The sequence below is a fragment of the Frankia sp. BMG5.23 genome, assembly GCF_000685765.2.
In the GTDB taxonomy this organism is placed as follows: Bacteria; Actinomycetota; Actinomycetes; order Frankiales; family Frankiaceae; genus Frankia; species Frankia casuarinae.
In genome coordinates this window covers 24,128-43,943 of the sequence record NZ_JDWE01000007.1, presented here as the reverse complement: position 1 = coordinate 43,943, position 19,816 = coordinate 24,128, and the positions used below count along the sequence as shown (strand labels likewise).

Below are 19,816 nucleotides of genomic sequence, written 5' to 3'. Positions count from 1 at the left end.
CCTCGCCCGGGCGAGGTCAAATCGTCAGAAGGGAGACGACATCGAGCGGCGCGACCCGATCACGGCCCGGTAGGAAGGACAGCTCCATGAGGACCGCCAGCCCCACGACCTCCCCGCCACCAGCCGCGAGCAGGCTGTGTGCGGCGGCCGCGGTGCCACCGGTGGCCAACACGTCGTCAACGAGCAGGACCCGGTCGCCGTCGTGCACCGCGTCGGCGTGGATCTCGATCGTGGCGGCGCCGTACTCCAGGTCGTAGGAGGCGCTTCGGGTCGGCCCCGGCAGCTTGCCCTGCTTACGGATCGGCACGAGGCCGGTGCCCAGCCGGTCCGCGACCGGCGCGGCTAGCAGGAAGCCCCGCGCCTCGATGCCGGCGATCGTGGTGGCCCCCAGCGCCCGGGCCGCGTCCGCCAGCGCACCGATGACCACCCCGAAGGCGGTCGGCGTCGCGAGCAGCGGGGTGATGTCTTTGAACACGACCCCTGGCTGCGGCCAGTCGGGAATGTCGCGGATGTGGCCACGCAGGACCTCGGCGACCGCGTCGTGCGCGGCGGACCGCTGCGGTGCGTCGTCGATGCTCGTCATCGTGCCGCTTCTCCCACCTTCAGGGTCGTCTGGACTTCAGGGTTGCCCGGACATCAGGATCGTCCCGACATCAAGATCGTCCGGAGATCCGCGGCCACCCGATCGGAGCCCCGCCCAGATCCGCGCGGCCGGCGACCTGGCTCACCGGCGTTTCTTACCGCTCGGCCGTCCGCGCCGCCCGGGTTTGCGCCCCGCGGCGCGCCGGGCAGGGGGCGCGCCCGACGGTCGTCGGGCGGCACCGCCCAGGTTCGCCCCGGCCGGAACCGGTTCACGCGCGCCGGAGACGGGAGCGTCCTCACCCCAGCCGGCCGGATCGACCGCCGCGCCGGCGGGAACAGCCGTGCCCGGCACACCCGCGGCGGCCCGGACCCGCCTGGCGCGCTCACGGGCGACCCGCGCATCCAGCGCCCGCACGGCGGGATCGCCGCGCTTGAGGTCGACGAGCAGCGGCGTGGCAAAGAACAGGGAGGAGTATGTACCGGAGGCGATACCGACGAACTGGGCGAGCGCGAGGTCCTTCAGCGTGCCGGCACCGAGCAGACCGGCGCCGACGAAGAGGAGGGATGCGACCGGGATGAGGGCGATGAGGGAGGTGTTCAGTGAACGCACCAACGTCTCGTTGAGCGCGTCGTTCGTCGCCTCCGCGTAGGTCCGCCGCGTCGACGTGCCCATGCCCGCGGTGTTCTCCCGCACCCGGTCGAACACCACCACCGTGTCGTACAGGGAGAATCCGAGGATCGTCAGCACGGCGATGACCGTCGACGGCGTCACCTCGAAACCTACCAGCGAGTAGACACCCATGGTGACGACGAGGTCGTGAACAAGAGCGGCCATCGCCGCGAGCGCCATCCTCCACTCGAACCGTACCGAGAGGTAGATCACGACGAGCACGAGGAAGACGGCCAGGCCCTGGAGGGCCTTGTTCGTGATCGTCGATCCCCAGGACGAGCCGACGGTCGACACGGCGATGTCGCGGTCCGGGTTCGACACCGAGAAGCGCTTGGCCAACGCGCCGGTCAGCTCACGGGTCTGGGCGTCGGAGAGGGTCGGCGTCTGGATCCGGAACTGGTGGGAGGTCTCCAGTTGCTGGACCACACTGTCCGCCGGGTCGAGCCCGATGCCGGACAGCGTGTCCTCGACCTGCGCGACGGTACCGCCACCGCTGGGTAGCTGGAAGACCGCGCCACCGGAGAACTCGATACCGAAGGTGAAGCCACGGAAGATCATGCTGATGATGCAGACGGCGACCACGACGCCGGAGACGGCATACCAGGCCTTGCGCCGGCCGACGAAGTCGACGTTGAAGTCGCTGCGGTAGATCCGCCCGACCAGTGCCATCTCAGCTCTCCCGCCTCTGCCCGGCCGGCGCCGGCCGCTTGGCCAGTCGCGCCCGGGTGGAAGCGGCCGGCGCCACGCCACCGCCACGCCCGCCGAGGGTCTTCGGACTCAGGCCCGAGTACCGGCTGACCGAGAACAGTCTGCGCCGCACCAGCAACGTCACCAACGGCCGGGTGAAGATAAACATGATCACGACATCGCTCAACGTCGACAGCCCGAGCGTAAAGGCGAAGCCGCGCACCGAGCCGATCGACAGGATGTAGAGGACCGCGGCGGCCAGGAAGGAAACCGTGTCCGCGGAGAGCATCGTGCGCCGCGCGGCGGGCCAGGCACGATCCGTGGCCGCCCGGACCGTGCGACCGGCCCGGACCTCGTCTTTGATCCGTTCGAAGTAGACCACGAACGAGTCCGCCGTGACACCGATCGACACGATCAGGCCGGCGATGCCGGCCAGGGTCAGCGTGAACCCGATCGCCACGCCGAGCAGCACCACCGAGGCGTAGATCAGCAGACCGCTGACGGCGAGGGAGATGATCACGACCATGCCCAGCGCCCGGTAGTACAGGAAGGAGTAGGCGATGACGAGAACGAGTCCGATGGCGCCGGCGAGCAGTCCGCCGTGCAGCGAGTCACGACCGAGGGTCGGCGAGATGGACTCGGCCTGGGAGCGCTCGAAGGCCAGGGGAAGGGCACCGTAGCGCAGCACGTTGGCGAGGTCCTCGGCGTCGGACTGGCTGAAGCCGCCGGAGATCTGGGCCGATCCGGGGATGCGCTCGTTGGTCTGCGGCGCGGACTGCACCACCCCGTCGAGCACGATCGCAACCTGCTTGCCGATCGTGCTCTCGGTCAGCTTGGTGAACTTGTTCTGGCCCGGACCGGTGAACTCGACGTTCACGACCCACTGCCCGGTGGTGATGCCCGTGGTCCCGCCGCCGCCCTGCAGGCCCGCGGAGGCGGTCTTCACATCCGTCCCGACCACCGTGGCCGGCTTGAGCAGGTACTTCGTCGTCCCGGTCCGGTCACAGGCGGCGGTCCAGTCCTGCGGGCGGTCGGTGCTGACCGAGGCTTTGCGGACGTCGGCCGCTGCGCACGTCAGCGACTCGTAGCGAGCGAACACGTCGGCAGGCGGGCTGTCCCCGGTCGACCCGGTCGACCCGGTCGCCGCCGGCGCGGGGGCCGGGGCCGGAGAAGCCGAGGCCACCGGAGAAGCCGAGGCCGCGCCCACCGCGGGTGTGCCCGCGGCGGTCAGCGACACCGGCTGGGCGATCAGGCCGCGGCCCGTGCCGTCACCGAGCGCGGCCGGTTTGTTCGACGCGGCGGGTGCCGGGGATGACGGCGCGATGCTCGGCGTGCTCTGGCCGGCCGTCGGGGCCGGCTGGCCCGTCGCACCCGGCGTGGGTGCGGAGGCCGCCCCAGTGGGGGTGGGCACCGGGGTGGCCTGGCCGGACGTGGCGACCTCACGGAAACGCAGTTCAGCGGTCTGCCCGACCAGATCCACGACGTCGTTGCGGCCGCGGCCGGGCACCGAGATCTCGATCTGGTTGCCGGTACGATGAACCTCGGACTCGGCGACGCCCAAGCCGTCAACGCGCTGCCGGATGATGTCGACGGCCTGGTTGACGGCACCACTGTCGACGTTGTTTCCCTGCGTGGCACGAGGCGTGAGGATGACGCTCGTCCCGCCCTGCAGGTCGAGCCCGAGCCGGGGCTTCCAGTTTCCGGTAGCGGCCATGAGGCCGTAGAGGACGACGATCAGACCGCCGAGGATCCCCAGCCGGGTCCAGACGGAGATCCCCCTGGGTACCCGTGCCGAGCCGCGTGCCACCTGCGAGTCCCTTCCTCACGCGCCGGTGTGCCGGCGCTCGTTCGTCTCGCCGCTGCCCGGACCGGCGGTGCCCAAAGTATCCGAACGAATGTCACCGAGGGTGCGTTCCGCTCCCCGAACGGTAGTGCTCGGTCAGGTGACCGGCGATCACAGCTCCTTGCGGGGCGGGTGTGTCGTTTCACCGCCCGTGCCGCCGTCCCCACCGGGGAGGCCACCGCCGGGATGCGACGCCTCGGCGCCACCGGGGCCGTCGGAACCGTCGTCGTGTGACCGGGGTTCCCCGGAGGACTCCCCGCCGTCCCCGGCTCCGCCGGGCGTACTGATCACCCGAGCGACCGCGCTGCGCGAGAAGCGGCAGACGACATCGGGCGCAACCTCCAGCAGGAGGTCGCCGTCCTCCATCTCGACGACCGTGGCGTAGAGACCAGCGGTGGTCATCACCAGGGTACCGGGAACGATCCGCGATATCTGCTGCTGTTGCGCCTTGGCGCGGCGCCGCTGCATCGAGAAGAAGTAGACGATCACCAGGATGAGGATCAGCGGGAACAGAAGCCCGCTGATCGAACTGCCCCCGTCCTTGCCGGCCGCCACCGAAGCTGCCACGAGTACGTGCACGTCCTGCCCTCCTGATGTGTTGCGGCGATCGTACGTATCGATCGGATGCCTGTGGTGGGCAGGGCGGTTGTGCCCGGCACACAGGACCTCCTCCGGCCGGAATGGCCGATGCTACGGGGACGACTCATCCCGGACGGAGTAATCACCTTCAGTGACTACTCCCCGGCCGACCGACCCTCTCACAGTCATTCTCCCTCGGTGAACAGCGAGACCTGGGTACGACCGAGCGGATCGGTGACGGGGTCCAGACCGAGGTGCTCGAAGGCGGCGGGAGTGGCCATCCGGCCCCGGGCGGTACGGATCAGCAGGCCGGCACGCAGCAGGAACGGCTCGGCCACGTCCTCCACCGTCTCCGGTTCCTCCCCGACCGACACGGCGAGCGTGGTGAGCCCGACCGGACCGCCGCCGAACCGGGTGACCAGCGCCTCCAGCACGGCCCGGTCGAGACGGTCCAGTCCGAGCCCGTCGACGTCGTAGATCCGCAGCGCCGCCTGGGCGATCTCGCGGGTGACCACGCCGTCGGCCCGCACCTCCGCGTAGTCGCGCACCCGGCGCAGCAACCGGTTGGCGATGCGGGGCGTACCACGCGACCGGCCAGCGACCTCGGCGGCTCCCTCGGCGGTGAGGGTGACCCCCAGCAGGCCGGCCGAGCGAGTCAGCACCCGGGCGAGCTCGTCGGCGTCGTAGAAGTCCAGATGGGCGGTGAACCCGAACCGATCCCGCAGCGGGCCGGTCAGCAGGCCCGACCGGGTGGTAGCCCCGACCAGCGTGAATGGCGACACGTCGAGGGGGATCGCGGTCGCGCCCGGGCCCTTGCCCAGGATGACGTCAACCCGGAAGTCCTCCATCGCGGCGTAGAGCAGTTCCTCGGCTGGCCGGGCGATCCGGTGAATCTCGTCGAGGAACAGGACCTCTCCCGGGGAGAGGGCAGTGAGGATCGCGACGAGATCCCCGGCGCGTTCGATCGCCGGCCCACTGGTCATCCGCAACGGAACCTCGAGCTCCTGCGCCATGATCATCGCAAGGCTGGTCTTGCCCAGACCGGGCGGGCCCGACAGCAGGACGTGGTCCGGCGGGCGACCACGCGCCCGCGCCCCCTCGAGCATGATTGTGAGCTGCTCGCGCACCTTACGCTGGCCGACGAACTCGGCCAGGGTGCGCGGACGCAGCCCGGCCTCGAAGGCGCGCTCCTCGGGACTCGCCGCGGCGGACACCAGGCCGTCGTCACTCATGTCCCACCTCCGCGTACCCCCGCCCCTCGACGTACCCCCGCTCCGACCGACCGCCGCCCCGGCTGACCACCGCCCCGGCTGACCACCGCCCGACGCGGTCGCGCGCCGCATGGCGGCGTCATAACGGCCCTCACCTGCGTAGCACGGCAAGACTCGCGCGCAGCAGGGTCGCGGTGTCGGGCGGAGCGCCGCCGGTTCCCGAGTCGGCCCCGGCCCGGGAACCCGGGGCGCCTTCCTTTCCCGGGACGTCTCCCTTGCCCGGGGCGGCCTGCTCGCCACCGGCTGCGGCGCCCTCGCCGACGGGCGCGGCCAGGACCACGAGCGCCCGGGACACGGCGGCGTCGGCCTCACGACCCGAGTAGCCCAGGCCCACCAGCGCCTCCCGCACGGTCGCCGCGACCCCGACGGCATCGGCCGGCATCGGTTCCGGTCCCGACGTCAGGCGCGGGCCGGGCAGCGGCGCACCGTCACCCGGCGGACCGAGCCGGTCCCGCAGGTCCAGGACGATGCGCTGCGCGCCCTTGCGCCCGATACCGGGGACCTTCGTCAGCACCGCGAGATCCTCCTCGGCGACGGCGCGGCGCACCGTGTCGGGATCGTGCACCCCGAGCACGGCCTGGGCGAGCTTGGGCCCGACCCCGGCCGCGCTCTGCAGGATCTCGAAGACGTCGCGCGCATCGGCGTCGGCGAAGCCGTAGAGGGTCAGCTCGGTCTCGCGCACGATCAGGGTGGTGGCGAGGGAGGCGGACTCCCCCACCCGCAGCCGCGACAGCGTCGACGGCGAGCAGTGGACGAGCAGGCCCACCCCGCCGACCTCGATGACGGCGGACAGCGGGGTCAGCGCGGTGACCGTGCCGGCCAACGACGCGATCATCGGGTGGGTCCGCCCGGCGCGGCGGAACGGAACCGGGCCAGCGCCGGCCCGCGCCACAGGTGGCAGAGCGCCAACGCGAGGGCGTCCGCCGCGTCGGCCGGGCGTGGCGCCTCGGTCAGCCCGAGCAATCTGGTGATCATAAAACTGACCTGCGCTTTGTCCGCCCGGCCGCTGCCGGTCACCGCGGCCTTCACCTCACTGGGCGTGTAGAGACCCACCGGCAGGCCTCGCCGGGCGGCCAGCACGATGGCGACCGCCCCGGCCTGCGCGGTGCCCATCACGGTACGCATGTTCGCCTGGCTGAAGACCTTCTCGACCGCGACCGCCTCCGGGCGGGTGCGATCGAGCCAGGCGTCGATGCCATCGGACACGGCGCACAACCGTTCGGCGACCTCGGCGGTGGCGGGGGTGCGCACCACCCCCACCTCGACCAGGTGGGCCCGGATGCCGAGGCCACCGTCGACGACCCCCAGGCCACACCGGGTCAGCCCCGGATCGACCCCCAGCACCCGCATCCACCCTCCCGACCGCACGTTCACAAGAACATTCGTTCGATTCTAGGGGCGGCGGCACAACCGGACATCCACGACACGCCCAACAGATCGCCCGAGAGGACGATCAGCTGCCGACGAGCTCCATCACGTCATCGGAGATGTCGGCATTGAACCAGACGTTCTGGACGTCATCGAGATCCTCGACCGCCTCGATGAGCTTGAGGACCTTGGCGGCGGGTTCGGCCTCCAGCGACACGCTCACACTCGGCAGCCAGGAGATGTCCGCGGAGGTGACCGCCAGGCCGGCATCGGTGGCGGCCACCCGCACGGCGTGCAGATCGGTCGCCTCGGAGACCACCTCGAAGGCCTCCCCGACGTCGTTGACCTCCTCCGCGCCGGCGTCGAGCACAGCGAGCAGTACGTCGTCCTCGGTGAGGCCGGCGGTCTTCTCGATAAGCACGACACCCTTGCGGTTGAACAGGTACGACACCGACCCCGGGTCGGCCACCGTGCCGCCGTTACGGGTGATCGCCACCCGGACATCCGACGCCGCCCGGTTACGGTTGTCGGTCAGGCACTCCACGAGGATCGCCACCCCGCCCGGGCCGTACGCCTCATAGGTGATGTCCTCGTAGTTCACCCCACCGGCGAGCTCGCCGGAACCCCGCTTGACGGCCCGTTCGATGTTGTCGTTCGGCACGGACTGCGACTTCGCCTTGGCGATGGCGTCGGCGAGCGTCGGGTTGCCCGCGGGGTCTCCGCCGCCCGTCTTGGCCGCCACCTCGACCGTCTTGATCAGTTTGGCGAACAGCTTGCCCCGGCGGGCATCGATGACCGCCTTCTTGTGCTTGGTGGTCGCCCACTTGGAGTGGCCGCTCATGACCTGCCTCTCTTGCGCCCGATCATCGACCGGACCCGGACGATCGGACGCTGTCGACGAATAGCCGGTGCACCCGGGCATCACCGGTCAGCTCCGGATGGAACGCGGTGGCCAGCAGCGGTCCTTGGCGGACCGTCACCGGCGCCTCGGCGACACGGGCCAGGACCTCGACCGCGTCTCCTGCCTTTTCTACCCATGGTGCCCGGATGAAGACCGCGTGCACAGGTGGCCCCGCCACCCCGACGACCTCGAGGTGTGCCTCGAACGAGTCCACCTGCCGGCCGAAGGCGTTACGCCGGACGACGATGTCCAGTCCGCCGATCAGTGGTTGATCCGGCCGACCGCCCACGACGTCCCGCGCAAGCAGGATCATGCCAGCACATGAACCGAACACGGGCAACCCCGCGGCCACCGCCGCCCGCAACGGCTCCAACAGCTCGAACACGCGCAGCAACCGGCCGATCGTGGTGGATTCACCTCCGGGCAGGACGAGCCCGTCGACCTCGGCGAGCTCCACCGCGTGGCGCACCGCCACCGGCCGCGCGCCGGCCTCGGTGAGCGCCCGGGCGTGCTCGCGCACATCCCCCTGCAACGCGAGGATGCCGATCCGCGGGCCACTCACCAGCCGCGGTCGGCGTAGCGGGCTTCCGGGGGAAGCTCGGTGACGTTGATGCCCACCATCGCCTCGCCAAGGCCCCGGGAGACCTTCACCAGAACGTCGGGGTCCTTGAACATGGTGGTCGCCTCGACGATGGCCCGAGCGCGGCGCGCCGGGTCCCCGGACTTGAAGATCCCGGACCCGACGAACACCCCGTCCGCGCCGAGCTGCATCATCAGCGCCGCGTCCGCCGGGGTGGCGATACCGCCGGCGGTGAACAGCACGACGGGCAGCCGACCGAGCCGGGCCACCTCGGCGACCAGCTCGACCGGGGCGCGCAGCTCCTTGGCCGCCGCGTAGAGCTCCTCGGCGGGCAGCCCCGACAGCCGGGCGATCTCCGCCCGGATGGTACGCATGTGCACCACGGCGTTGGACACCTCGCCGGTGCCCGCCTCACCCTTGGAACGGATCATCGCCGCGCCCTCGGCGATCCGGCGCAGCGCCTCCCCCAGGTTGGTGGCTCCGCAGACGAACGGCACCGTGAAGCGCCACTTGTCGATGTGGTGGTGCGGGTCGGCAGGCGTGAGAACCTCGGACTCGTCGACGTAGTCCACCCCGAGCGCCTGCAGCACCTGTGCCTCGACGAAATGCCCGATCCGGGCCTTGGCCATGACCGGGATGGAGACCGCCTCGATGATCTCCGAGATCATGTCGGGATCACTCATCCGCGCCACCCCACCCTGCGCCCGGATGTCGGCGGGAACCCGCTCCAGCGCCATCACCGCGACGGCGCCGGCGTCCTCGGCGATGCGGGCCTGCTCGGCGGTGACCACATCCATGATCACACCGCCCTTGAGCATCTCCGCCATGCCGCGCTTGACGCGGGCGGTACCGGCATGCCGGGCGGAGTCGGTCGCCGGGCCGGCGGCGGGGGCAGTCTGGCCCTCGGACATGATGTGCCGTCTCTTTTCACTGGGTCGGGTCGCCAGGGCCGCTGGGTACCGGCATGTCTGGCACCTGCATGTCGGCTACCCCACCGGATGGTTCCCGTACGGGTGGGTCGGTTTTCCATGGTACGGCGATCTCGCGACCGGCCGGGCCATCAGGAGGCCAGCCCCGGCAGGTCGTCGCGAGGGACGCCCTCGCCACGGATCGGCAGGGCGTCGTCGATCTCGAAGTAGCTGGCCGGCGGCCGGCGGCCGGCCAGGTGCGCCATCCGCACCACGCGTCGACCGGCGAGTGCCCGCAGGTCGCGGACCGCGTCGTTGTGGAACTGCCGGGCGAGCGCGACCCGGGCCGCGCAGGAGTCGACCGCATGCAGCTCGGCGGGGTGGTGCTGGCCGGCCGCGGCGACCTCGGCGGACCGTAACGCCCGGCTCAGGGCATTCTCGCTCTGCTCGACCGCGGCGTCCAACGCCCCCCCGGCGAGCAGGTCCGGATAGGCCGTTCGGGCCCGGGCCACGCTCTCGCCCAGCTCGGCCAGCTCACATCGCAGGGCCAGCTCGCGCGCGGCGTCGGCGCGGGCGACCAGGTGCGCCACCAGCCCACCGCGGGCGTCCGCGACCCGGGCCGCGAGTCGGTCGAGCCGAGTGGCCAGCCAGGTCAGATAGGTCGCGATCGCCACCACCAAGGCGACCACCACCACGACGACGGTCATCCCGCGCAGCGTAACCAACGGCCGAATGTGACGTGGCTCTGGTACCGGGGCAGGTCAGTTACCACTCCTCGCGTCGCCCCGGACCGGCAACCGCGTCGCCGTCGCGACCGACACCCGCATGTCCCCGGAGACCATCTGGTACACCCCGACGATCCGCTCGGCGATGGCCCGCCAGTCGTAGGCGGTGACGACGGCGCGACCGCGTTCCACCAGCCGCGCGGCGCCGGCGGGATCACGCAGCACCTGGGCCAGGGTCGCGGCCAGCCGCGCGGGATCGCCGACGTCGAACAGCCTGCCGGCGCGCCCGTCATCGAGGACCCGGCGGAAGGCGTCGATGTCGCTGGCCACCACCGGGGTCCCGGTCGCCATCGCCTCGAGCAGCACGATCCCGAAGCTCTCCTGACCGGTGTTCGGGGCGCAGTAGACCTGCCCGGAGGCGAAAACCCGGGGCTTGTCAGCGTCGGAGACCATGCCGACGAGGTCGACCCGCGAGCGCAGGGTGGGCTCCAGCCGGGCCCGCACCGCCGCCCCGTCACCGGGCCCCGCCACCAGCAGCCGGACACCGTCGATCTCGGCGGCGAGCGCAGGCAGGGCGGCGAGCAGCACGTCAAGGCCCTTGCGCGGCTCGTCGATACGCCCGAGGAACACGACGGTGGGCCGCCCGTCGTCGTAGTCGGGCAGGGGCCGGGCGCCGGCGAAGTTCTGCACCGCCACCCCGTTCGGGATCAGGATGGCGTCGGCGCCCAGATGCTCGACGAGGGTGCGCCGGGCCGCCTCGGAGACCGCGATCCGAGCCCGCAGCTTCTCGAACGACGGCTGCAGCGCGCCCTGGGCCGCGGTGAGGAACCGCGACCGGGGGTTGGCGGTGTGGAAGGTGGCGACGATCGGTCCATCGGCCAGCATGCAGGCCAGGAGGCTGACGCTGGGCGCGGTCGGTTCGTGGGCGTGCAGGACATCGAAGTCGTGCTCACGCAGCCAACGGCGGACCCGGGCGGCCGAGACCGGGCCCATCAGGAGCCGGGCGACGGAGCCGTTGTAGGGCAGCGGTAACGCCCGACCCGCGTCCACCGCGTAGGGCGGCAGGGTCCGTTCGTCGTCCACCGGGGTGATGACGGACACCTCGTGACCGGCGGCGATCAGGGTCTCGGCGAGGTCACGCACGTGCGCCTGGACCCCGCCCGGTACGTCCCAGGCATAGGGGCAGGCCAGACCGATCTTCACGGCGGCGTCATCCGTCGTCGCGCCAGATCCGCTGGAGCATGTGCCAGTCCGCGGGGTGCGCGGCAACGCCGGCGGCGAAGGCGTCCGCGAGTCCCTGCGTCATCGTCGGGATGTCGCTCGGCTCGACGGCGGGATGGATCCGCCCGCTCCACCCGTCATGGTCGAACCAGAGCGTGGCGGGCAGCAGCGCCGCTCCGGTGCGCAACGCGAGCGCCGCGGGCCCGCCGGGCATGGTGGCCGTGGCGCCGAAGAACCTCACCGGGATCCCGCCACGGGAGAGATCCCGGTCCGCGAGCAGGCAGAGCATCCCCCCGGCCAGCAGGCGCTCGGTGAGCAGGTCGAACGGAGGAGCCTGCCCGCCGGTCAGCGGGACGACCTCCATGCCGAGTTCCGAGCGGAAGGCCAAGAACCGCTCGAAGAGCGCCTCCGGCCGCAGGCGTTCGGCGACGGTCGTGAACGGCACGCCATTCGCCACCAGCCAGGCGCCCGCCTGCTCCCAGTTGCCCATGTGCGGCAGCGCCACGATGGTCCCTTTCCCGCGGGCGTGCGCATCCCACAACCGATACTGGTCCAGCAGCCGCAGCCGGCCGACGACACGGTCCAGACCGATCTCTCGGAAGCGGAACACCTCCAGCCAGTACCGCGCGTAGGAGCGCATCGCCGCCCGGGTCAACCGGTCCAGATCGGTTCCCGGCGGCGCCACCCGGGCGAGATTCGACCGCAGCCGGCGCACCCCCCGCCCGTCGCGGCGGTAGGCCAGGTCGGCGCCGAACCGGAACGCCGCGGCGGCCACGGGCTGCGGGAGCAGCCGGACGCCGCGCCAGCCCAGCGCGTAGGCGAGGTCGGTGAACCGCCCGGCTGCCGCCGCCCGCCCAGCCGCCGTCGCCCGCACGCCCGTCGTCAACGCTCGGCTCTTCGTCGGGTCGTCTCGATGACCGCTCAGCGGCCGTTGCGGCCGGGGCCGAAGGTGGTCGCGCTCCGGGACGCAGCCGTGGTCCGGGACGCGGTGGTCGGGGCCGCCCTTGACGTCAACGGGGAGGGAGGGTCCCCCGCACGGTACCACTGCCGGTAGACGTGGACGACCCGCTGGACGACCGTCAGCGTGGTGGCACCGACGAGGAACCACAGCGCCGCGGGCAGGAGGTAGGGCACCCCGAGGCCGTACAGCCCGGCGGCGACCAGCAGGATCAGCAACCGCTCGCCCCGTTCGGCGAACCCCACGTCACAGGTGAAGCCGAGTCCCTCGGCGCGGGCCTTGACGTACGAGGTGATCGACCCGGCGACCAGGCAGATCAGGGCCGCACCCGCCAACGGCAGGGAATCGCCGTCGCCGGCGTACCAGAGGACGAGCGATCCGAAGATCGCGCCGTCGCCGACCCGGTCGGACGTGGAGTCGAGAAAGGCCCCCCACTTGGAGGAGATGCCGCGGGCGCGGGCGATGACCCCGTCGATCAGGTCCGAGAAGACGAACAGCGTGACTACCACGGTGCCGAGGAAGAACACCCCGCGGGTGAAGAACCCCAGAGCCCCGCCCGCGACCCCGACCATGCCGATGATCGTCACGACATCCGGCGACACCGACGACCGGGCGGCCCACTGGCTCACCGGGTCGAGCAACTTCTGGATCTGCGGTCGTGCCTTGCTAGCGAGCATGTCCGTCCCGTCGTCCCGCGTGGTCGTCCCGCGTGCGCCCGACTTCGGGCGGTCTTCACAGTACAGCCGCCACGATCCGCGCATTCCCGACCACGGCCGCCCTCGGGCTTGTGTCCCAGGTAACAGGGGAGGACTCTGCCGTTACCGAACAGGCCGTTACCTCCCAGTCAAGGAGGCGAGGATGTCATCAGCCTCGTGCGATGTGCGCAACGTCGTCCTGGTAGGCCACACCGGCGCGGGCAAGACGGCTCTGGTGGACCGTCTACTCGCCACCGCCGGGCCGCCGGACCGCCAGAACGGCGACCGTCAGACCGCCCAGACCAGCTACGTCGGCCATGCCGATCCCGAGCGTCGCCCGGCACGGTCGGTCAGCCTCACCCTGTGTTCGGTCAGTCATCGCGGGCTCACGATCAATCTTCTGGACACCCCGGGCTATCCCGACTTCGTGGGCGAGCTGCGGGCGGGCCTGCGGGCCGCCGACGCCGCTCTGTTCGTCGTCAGCGCGATCGACGGGGTGGATGGCGCGACCGGCATGGTGTGGGCGGAGTGCGCCGGGGTCGGCATGCCCCGCGCGATCGTGCTCACCCATCTCGACCATCCCCGGGCCGATTTCGCGGCGGCCGTCGAGGGCTGCCAACGGGCCTTCGGGGCCGGTGTGCTGCCGGCCTACCTGCCCGAGCGGGAGGCCGGCGCCTCGATGCGGCTGGTGGATCTGCTGTCCGGGCGGGTGCGGGAGTACCCGGACGGCGGCTGCCGGGAACTCGCCACCCCGGCCGACCTCACCGGCCGGTACGCCTCCGCCCGCGCCGCCCTGGTCGAGGGGATCATCGCTGAGAGCGAGGACGAGGCCCTCCTCGACCGGTACCTGTCCGGTGATGAGCCCGACACCAAGCTCCTGCTCGGCGATCTGGAGACCGCGGTCGCCCGCGGGACGTTCTTCCCGGTGTTGCCGGCCGGTCTGCTTCCGGGTTCGACCTCGGGTCCGGGCGCCGGTGCAGGGAGCGATCGGGGCGTCGATCGGGCCGGCGGTTTCGGCTCCGTCGAGCTGCTGGACCTGTTCGTGCAGGGGTTCCCCTCGCCGCGGGAGCATCTCCTGCCGCCGGTGAGCCGCCCTGACGGCTCCCCCTGCGAGCAGAGCCACGGTGATCCGGCCGGGCCGCTCGTGGCCGAGGTCGTGAAGACGACCACGGACCCTTACGTGGGCCGGATGTCGGTGATTCGGGTGTTCTCCGGCACGCTGCATCCCGACGATGCGGTGCACGTCAGCGGGCACGGCAGAGCCACGGCCAGGCACGCCGACCACGACGACGACGAGCAGGTCGGGGCGCTCTCCCGGCCGTACGGCTCGGTTCTGCACACGGTGGGCGAGTGCCCGGCCGGCGGCATCTGCGTGGTGACGAAGCTCAGCACCGCCGAGACCGGCGACACCCTCTCCGATCGCGACGACCCGCGCTACCTGCCCGCATGGTCGATGCCCGAACCGCAGCTCCCCGTCGCGATCAGTGCCCGAAGCCGCGCGGACGAGGACAGGCTGTCGACCGCACTCGGCCGGCTGGCCGTGGAGGACCCGACGCTACGGATCGAGCAGAACCCCGAGACCGCCCAACTCGTCCTGTGGTGCATGGGCGAGGCCCACAGCGACGCGGTCCTGGAACGGCTCGCCCAGCGCCACGGCGCCGCGGTGGACCGGATCGCGCCCCGGATCCCGCTGCGGGAGACACTGCGTGCCCCGGCACGCGGACTCGGCCGTCAGGTCAAGCAGTCCGGTGGGCACGGTCAGTTCGCGGTATGCCAGATCGAGGTCGAACCGCTCCCGGCGGGCGGGGGCTTCGAGTTCGTCGATGAGGTGGTCGGCGGCGCGGTTCCCCGGGCCTTCATCCCGTCGGTGGAGAAGGGCGTCCGGGCGCAGATGGCGCAGGGCGTCCGCACCGGCCATCCCATGGTTGATCTACGGGTCCGCCTCGTTGACGGCAAGGCGCACAGCGTCGACTCCTCGGACATGGCCTTTCAGATCGCCGGCGCACTGGCGCTCAAGGACGCGGCCCGGGCCGCCGGCGTCGTCGTGCTCGAGCCGATCCTGGCCGTTGACGTCCTGGTACCCGACGAGTACGTCGGGGCCGTGATGGGCGACCTGTCCACTCGCCGAGGACGGGTCGTCGGGATGGAACCCATCCCTGGCAGGCCCAGGGCCACCCCCCGGGCGGTCATTCACGCAGAGGTCCCTGCGAGCGAAATGATCAGATATGCGATTGAACTACGATCCTTGAGCCACGGCACGGGTAGCTTCACGCGGAACCATCGCGGCTACGAGCCGATGCCACCACAGCTTGGGGATGCCCTGTCGGCGTGAAGCGAAAAAATCGGCATAAAGCAGGAATCGGACATAAAGCGGGAAAGGCGGACGACTGGCAACCTTCGGCCCAACTCAGGAAGGATCGCCGACGGGAGACATCCGTGACCGCACACCCGCCGCACCGGGCAGGACGCCGGGCGGGACCCGGTGCGGCGGGCAGCCCCGACGGGGGCGCCCCGACCCGGCTGCGGCCTCCACCGGGCCCGGCGCTATCCGCCCTGCTCGTCGGACGCGGTCTGCGCCCAGGCCTGGGCGAGCATCTGCCTGGTCTGCCCGAGCAGGGCGGGCAGCACCCTGGTCGCGCCCACCACGGGCATGAAGTTCGTGTCACCGCCCCACCGCGGCACCACGTGCTGATGCACGTGCGAGGCGATCCCGGCGCCGGCGACATCCCCCAGGTTCATGCCGGTGTTGAACCCGTGGGCCCCGCTGGCGGCCCGCAGCGCACGGAGCGCGTGCTGAACGAAGAATGCCATCTCGACGATCTCTTCGGGGTCCATGTCGGCGTAGTCCGCGACGTGGCGATAGGGCACGACGAGAAGGTGTCCGGCATTGTAGGGGTACAGGTTGAGGACCGCGTAGACGCTTTTACCCCGGGCAACCACGAGGCCGTCCTCGTCGGACATCCCGACAATGGAGCAGAATGGGCATTCATCGTCACGGGAGCGGCCCTCACCCCTGATATAAGCCATGCGATGCGGGGTGTAGAGCCGCTGGAAAGCATCCGGACCGCCGACCCCCGCCTGCTCCTCCAGGGGAACCCCCTCGGGTGAGAGCTCGGCCGTCACGGGGCGACCGCCACGACGCCGCCCCGGCCGAGCCGAGTGAACACGCAGGCAGCGCCCATCGAGCGGGCCATGGACACCGGAACCTGCTCGGCCGTCAGCAAGGGCACCGCCTCCCCGGGACGAGCTCCCCGGGGGGGAGCAATATCATCTCGTCAATTTATCAGGATCTGAGCGACGAGAGACGCCCCCGGTAGGCGAGGAGGCTCGCGTGCGGGTGCGGTCCGGCGCATGAAGAGGGAGACTGACGGCGTGGGGGGGTCGCCGCCAGTCCCCCTCAAGTGACGTAATCGGTTTCGAACCACGGCGCCCTGAATCTGACGCGCGGATGATGCGCACGAGAGGTCCGCGACCGAGAGGAGCCCTCCCGGCGCAACCCCGCGAGAAGCCATCACGACAACCTTGCGACAGCCCGAGCCCGTTACGCCCTGCCCGACCAGCTTAGCGGACGTTAAGCCGATCTGTACAGCGTCAGCGGCACCTTCATGGGGGAAAACGCCAATCGGACCCGGCGTGGACCCCGCTCGCAAACCAGTGACCTGCGGAAAGGGGCGGGACGCACAACGATGCCGATCAACCATGGACCAACCGGTATATCAACGACCACCGGAATCGTTCCACGGCGACGCACGGCGGCGACCATCTCCAGCACGCGGAACTCCACGGGCACCACGAATCAACAGCATGCGCCCGAAAGGTGGACAGGCCCGCTCCCAAGGGCCGCGACGCATCGCGGTGGCGGCTCGCGCGATGCACCCAGGGGCACGGCGACGCGGGCTTGGACGTCACTTTCCGTGAAGAACGAGGCTCGGAGCCGACCCCGGGTCGAGGTATCGACGCGCTCGTCGCCCACACTGTCTCCCGGGCTGGAGCATCGGCCGGGACCCCCTCCGGGATCCGCCTCCATCGGCGATGTCCCCACCAAAGTGGGGGTAGATGTCGATTCGTCGCCAGCCCACGACGTCGCAGCCCAGACACCCAGAAACCGGCCAATCGGGGATATTTCGCACCACTCCCCGAGGCAGGCGCCCCACCGGGGGCGGACAGCTCCGACCACCCTTCGAGCCACAGCACGCCGCGAGGGCCGGGGGCACACCCGGGCAGACCTCGGACGGGACCGAGACGGCCTGCCACCGGGGGAAACGTGCCGAGTCCCGCCGGCGGGAGAGGACACCGCCGAGCTGCACCACCCGTTTGGAGTAGCCCCTCCCAGGCACCGACAAACCCACCCGGACCAGGAAAAACGCCGCATCGCGGGGGGCGCGAAGATCATCCATCGGACAGATATCTCATGGGAGCACAACAAGCTCCCGGCCCGGGAGCGGAGCATGGCAAGCCCAATCGCGTGGGCGTACGTGGTTTCGAACCACGGACCTCTGCCGTGTGAAGGCAGCGCTCTACCACTGAGCTATACGCCCTTGCCGGTGGGACCACCCTACACGCCGGGGATACGGGCCGACGAAGGGGGGCGGCAGCGGGGGGTCGACGGACGGATGGGGCGATGTCCACCGTCCTGTCCGGTGGCCGGACTGGGTCAGGTTCGCCGCGACTGGCCGTGGTTGGGAAGGGTCCCGATGGGGAAGGCTCACGGGGGAACGGCCTTGGCGGGATGACCTGGCGCTCGGGGACGTTCGGACGCTACGGACAGTAATCATCTATAGGATATAAGTAGAAGATCCGTCCGATAGTCGACCGAACCATGATCACTCGAAGCAGGTTCACCCTTCCGGGCCAGGCAACTCGCCCGAACTACCGTAACGGATGTTGTCTTGGCATAATCTTGTTTCCAACGGGACTCGGAGAGGGAACTATCCCGTTACACGGGTGCTCGCCCGCACCATCGCACCATGAGAGGCCGCCCGATGACTATTCGTCACGATTCAATCACCGCAGAACTCGCCCTCCGCCTTGTCGTTCCCGGCGGGGCGCCCGTGCCGGTCGCCGCCACCGTCCGGTACGAGCCGGCCGATCCGTACGCGATCAGCATCGGCTTCCGCACCGGTGCGGACGAGGTCGTGGAGTGGACATTCGCGCGCCAGCTCCTCAGCGACGGTGTGCGCCGACCTGCCGGGGATGGCGACGTGCAGGTGTGGCCTGCCGCCCAGTCCGGGGGACGGATCGTCTGCCTGTCCCTGTCCAGCCCGTCCGGGCATGCACTGTTCGAGATGCCGCGGTCCGAGGTGCTGGCCTTCCTACGGCGGACGTATTCAGCCGTCCCCCTCGGCGGGGAGAGCGACATCATCGATCTTGACGCCGAACTCGCCCTCCTCATCTGGGGCGGCCCCGAGCGGTGATCTCACCGGGGTCGGGACCGCTGTCCGATCCCGGCAAGCCGGTGCGGGCATTTTGCGACCAGGGGAGGCCCTTCCCCACCTGCATCCGAGGTAGCTTCCACCCGGTCACACACAGACCAGTCACACACAGAGCACCCGCCCGCCTGGCCGGCCTAGCGCCGCCAGGCGGGTCCTTTTGTCCTCGGCCCACCGCCGGTGCCCGGCTTATCGTCCGATCGGCTCGCCAGCCCCACCAGCCGGTCGGCCTTCAGCTCGGTCTCACGCCACTCCGAGTCCGGATCACTCCCCCACGTGATACCAGCGCCGGTACCGAACCAGATCCGGTCGTCCTCGATCCAGAACGTACGAATACCAACAGACAGCCAACCCACGTTCCGGTCGGCATCCACCCAGCCGATCCCCCCGCAGTAGTAGCCCCGAGAGGCCGGTTCCAGTTCTCGGATGATCCGCAGCGCACTCGACTTCGGCGCACCGGAGACGGAACCGGGCGGGCAGGTCGCCGCCAGGAGGTCCCGCCAGCCCACCCCCGGCCGCAGCCGGGCCCGGACGGTCGAGACGAGGTGCACGAGACCGGGGTGTTTCTCCACAGCACAGAGTGAAGGCACCGTCACGCTTCCCGGGTGGGCAACCCGCCCGAGATCGTTGCGAACAAGATCGACAATCATGATGTTCTCGGCGACGTCCTTCTCCCGCAGATCCGCCGCCGTCCGACCGGTTCCCTTGATGGGCCTGGAGCTCACGACGTCGCCCTGGCGGGAGAGGAACAGCTCCGGGGAGGCGCCGACGATGCGCACCCCGGCCTCCGGCACGTCCAGGACGACCGCGTACGGCGCGGGATTGCCGGCGGCGACGACGGCCGCCAGGGCACCGAGATCGACACCGGCGGCACCGACACCGGGACCCCCCGCGCCTTCCGCCGCGGGCGCCGACAGGGGCGCCGACAGCAATCGGCAGAGATTGACCTGGTAGACCTCCCCCGCCGCGATGCGCTCACGGATCGCCGCAACCCCGTCAAGGTAGGCTGCCCGGTTCATGGTCGTCGCCCATGCGGCTCGCGACGGTCCGAGCCAGGGGCCACGCCGCAGCGCCGCGACACCACCGGGAGGCGCCGGCCGCACGTCGGCGAACCGGATGCAACGGACGGCCCCCTTGAAGTCGACGACGACCGCCCAGAAGCCATCTCGATCCAGCACCGCGGCGTCATCGCTGATCTCCACGACCTCGGTCGCGAACCGGCCGCCGGCGAGCAGGAACGAGGAGGCATCCCACGGGGGTGACGGTGCCACACGCCCGAGAGGGCTCGTCTCCCGAGCCGCCACGTTCGTCTCGCTCATTCCGATCACGCTACCGCCGCCCGAGGTGACCCGCCGCCCAGGGCATGGACCAGCCCCTCGACGGCCGCCAGCCGCATGGA

Annotated in this window: 18 protein-coding genes and 1 tRNA gene; 2 read left to right on the top strand and 17 right to left on the bottom strand. The window is 70.8% G+C overall.

The window, feature by feature from the left end:
* Nucleotides 1–16: 16 nt before the first annotated feature.
* The 14 genes from BMG523DRAFT_RS05060 to pgsA form a co-directional block, all read right to left on the bottom strand.
* Complete coding sequence (locus BMG523DRAFT_RS05060) at nt 17–583, bottom strand: adenine phosphoribosyltransferase (protein ID WP_011435817.1); 567 nt, start codon at nt 581–583, stop codon at nt 17–19.
* A 141-nt stretch (nt 584–724) separates the two neighbouring features.
* Nucleotides 725–1,921: a protein translocase subunit SecF gene (gene secF, locus BMG523DRAFT_RS05055; RefSeq protein WP_011435816.1), complete on the bottom strand. Its 1,197-nt coding sequence runs from the start codon at nt 1,919–1,921 to the stop codon at nt 725–727.
* A 1-nt stretch (nt 1,922) separates the two neighbouring features.
* The gene (gene secD / locus BMG523DRAFT_RS05050; RefSeq protein ID WP_011435815.1) at nt 1,923–3,746 is read right to left on the bottom strand and encodes a protein translocase subunit SecD; all 1,824 of its coding nucleotides are present in this window, start codon (nt 3,744–3,746) and stop codon (nt 1,923–1,925) included.
* A gap of 147 nt (nt 3,747–3,893) precedes the next feature.
* The gene (yajC, locus tag BMG523DRAFT_RS05045; protein WP_011435814.1) at nt 3,894–4,361 is read right to left on the bottom strand and encodes a preprotein translocase subunit YajC; all 468 of its coding nucleotides are present in this window, start codon (nt 4,359–4,361) and stop codon (nt 3,894–3,896) included.
* A gap of 185 nt (nt 4,362–4,546) precedes the next feature.
* Nucleotides 4,547–5,593, bottom strand: a complete 1,047-nt coding sequence (gene ruvB / locus BMG523DRAFT_RS05040; RefSeq protein WP_011435813.1) for a Holliday junction branch migration DNA helicase RuvB — start codon at nt 5,591–5,593, stop codon at nt 4,547–4,549.
* A 130-nt stretch (nt 5,594–5,723) separates the two neighbouring features.
* Nucleotides 5,724–6,467: a Holliday junction branch migration protein RuvA gene (gene ruvA / locus BMG523DRAFT_RS05035; protein ID WP_011435812.1), complete on the bottom strand. Its 744-nt coding sequence runs from the start codon at nt 6,465–6,467 to the stop codon at nt 5,724–5,726.
* Nucleotides 6,464–6,982, bottom strand: a complete 519-nt coding sequence (gene ruvC / locus BMG523DRAFT_RS05030; RefSeq protein WP_011435811.1) for a crossover junction endodeoxyribonuclease RuvC — start codon at nt 6,980–6,982, stop codon at nt 6,464–6,466. The genes ruvA and ruvC overlap by 4 nt, the downstream gene beginning before the upstream one ends.
* A 103-nt stretch (nt 6,983–7,085) precedes the next feature.
* On the bottom strand, nt 7,086–7,841 hold the full coding sequence (locus BMG523DRAFT_RS05025) for a YebC/PmpR family DNA-binding transcriptional regulator (protein WP_011435810.1): 756 nt from the start codon (nt 7,839–7,841) through the stop codon (nt 7,086–7,088).
* A gap of 22 nt (nt 7,842–7,863) precedes the next feature.
* Nucleotides 7,864–8,463 (bottom strand): pyridoxal 5'-phosphate synthase glutaminase subunit PdxT, encoded by a 600-nt coding sequence (gene pdxT / locus BMG523DRAFT_RS05020; protein ID WP_011435809.1) that lies wholly within the window; start codon nt 8,461–8,463, stop codon nt 7,864–7,866.
* Entirely contained in the window at nt 8,460–9,392 is a 933-nt protein-coding gene (gene pdxS / locus BMG523DRAFT_RS05015; protein ID WP_011435808.1) for a pyridoxal 5'-phosphate synthase lyase subunit PdxS, read from the bottom strand. The genes pdxT and pdxS overlap by 4 nt, the downstream gene beginning before the upstream one ends.
* 149 nt (nt 9,393–9,541) lie before the next feature.
* A complete protein-coding gene (locus BMG523DRAFT_RS05010; protein WP_023840944.1) occupies nt 9,542–10,096 on the bottom strand; it encodes a hypothetical protein in 555 nt (184 codons plus the stop codon).
* Nucleotides 10,097–10,150: 54 nt separating this feature from the next.
* Nucleotides 10,151–11,317 carry a glycosyltransferase family 4 protein gene (locus BMG523DRAFT_RS05005; RefSeq protein WP_011435806.1) on the bottom strand — a complete coding sequence of 389 codons (1,167 nt, stop codon included), beginning with the start codon at nt 11,315–11,317 and terminating at the stop codon, nt 10,151–10,153.
* Between the two features lie 7 nt (nt 11,318–11,324).
* The gene (locus tag BMG523DRAFT_RS05000; protein ID WP_051623774.1) at nt 11,325–12,221 is read right to left on the bottom strand and encodes a phosphatidylinositol mannoside acyltransferase; all 897 of its coding nucleotides are present in this window, start codon (nt 12,219–12,221) and stop codon (nt 11,325–11,327) included.
* Nucleotides 12,222–12,256: 35 nt separating this feature from the next.
* A complete protein-coding gene (gene pgsA / locus BMG523DRAFT_RS04995; RefSeq protein WP_023840942.1) occupies nt 12,257–12,970 on the bottom strand; it encodes a phosphatidylinositol phosphate synthase in 714 nt (237 codons plus the stop codon).
* 181 nt (nt 12,971–13,151) lie between these two features.
* Here pgsA and BMG523DRAFT_RS04990 point away from each other — a divergent pair, with 181 nt between their 5' ends.
* Nucleotides 13,152–15,320, top strand: coding sequence for an elongation factor G-like protein EF-G2 (locus BMG523DRAFT_RS04990; protein WP_043590543.1), 2,169 nt, complete (start codon nt 13,152–13,154; stop codon nt 15,318–15,320).
* Nucleotides 15,321–15,532: 212 nt separating this feature from the next.
* On the opposite strand, the gene BMG523DRAFT_RS04985 is transcribed toward BMG523DRAFT_RS04990, so the two are convergent.
* Both BMG523DRAFT_RS04985 and BMG523DRAFT_RS04980 read right to left on the bottom strand, forming a co-directional pair.
* On the bottom strand, nt 15,533–16,111 hold the full coding sequence (locus BMG523DRAFT_RS04985) for an HIT domain-containing protein (RefSeq protein WP_011435802.1): 579 nt from the start codon (nt 16,109–16,111) through the stop codon (nt 15,533–15,535).
* 1,343 nt (nt 16,112–17,454) lie between these two features.
* Nucleotides 17,455–17,526: transfer RNA gene (locus tag BMG523DRAFT_RS04980), tRNA-Val, on the bottom strand.
* A gap of 444 nt (nt 17,527–17,970) precedes the next feature.
* Between BMG523DRAFT_RS04980 and BMG523DRAFT_RS04975 the strand changes: the two genes are divergently transcribed.
* Nucleotides 17,971–18,402: an SsgA family sporulation/cell division regulator gene (locus BMG523DRAFT_RS04975; RefSeq protein WP_009739629.1), complete on the top strand. Its 432-nt coding sequence runs from the start codon at nt 17,971–17,973 to the stop codon at nt 18,400–18,402.
* 152 nt (nt 18,403–18,554) lie between these two features.
* Here BMG523DRAFT_RS04975 and BMG523DRAFT_RS04970 read toward each other — a convergent pair whose 3' ends face one another.
* Nucleotides 18,555–19,736 (bottom strand): chorismate-binding protein, encoded by a 1,182-nt coding sequence (locus BMG523DRAFT_RS04970; RefSeq protein WP_023840940.1) that lies wholly within the window; start codon nt 19,734–19,736, stop codon nt 18,555–18,557.
* Nucleotides 19,737–19,816 lie beyond the last annotated feature (80 nt).